1 protein-coding gene is annotated in these 549 nt (G+C 67.4%); it reads right to left on the bottom strand.

Annotated elements, in window-relative coordinates; all coding sequences use genetic code 11:
- Positions 1–65 precede the first annotated feature (65 nt).
- Positions 66–549: sugar phosphate nucleotidyltransferase (locus EXE44_RS17895; protein ID WP_137718043.1), on the bottom strand; the 484-nt coding region annotated here is incomplete at its 5' end.

The following is a 549-nucleotide window of genomic DNA, read 5'->3' as shown; positions in this document are numbered from 1 at the left end:
GTTCGGCTACCGGGTGGAACTGAAAGCGCGGGTGTGAACGGAGCGACGGCGGGTTGCGATCGCCGTCAGTCGTCGGCGGCGTCGCTCCCCGTCACCGCCTGTTCCTCGTCGGCGCGCAGCAGGCGTTCAGCTCGGTCTCGGTCCTCGGGGTAGCCGACGTCGACCCGCCAGCCATCCATCGGGATCGCGTCGATGCTCCGGCCGGACTCAAGCAGGAGGTCGATCGTGTCCGGGAGTTCGTACTCGCCGCGGTCGGAGGCTTGGACGAGGTGGCAGGCGTGGAATATCGCCGGAGAGAAGGTGTAGAACCCGGTCATCACCAGGTTCGACGGCGGGTCGTCCGGCTTCTCGACCACTTCGACGATCTCGCCGTCCTCGGTGGTCTCACAGACGCCGTACCGGGAGGCCTCCTCGATCGGGACCTCTTCGACCAGGAAGGCCGCGTCCACGTCCCCGCGGCGCTGACGGTCGATCACGTCTCCCAGGTTGGCGTCGAAGACGTTGTCGCCGAGCATCAGCGCGAACTCCTCGTCGACGTACGGCTTGGCC

The organism is Halorubrum sp. SS7 (genome assembly GCF_005435055.1).
Lineage (GTDB): Archaea > Halobacteriota > Halobacteria > Halobacteriales > Haloferacaceae > Halorubrum > Halorubrum salinarum.
The sequence above is the reverse complement of the archived record's forward strand: the minus strand, read 5'-3'. Positions and strand labels throughout refer to the sequence as shown.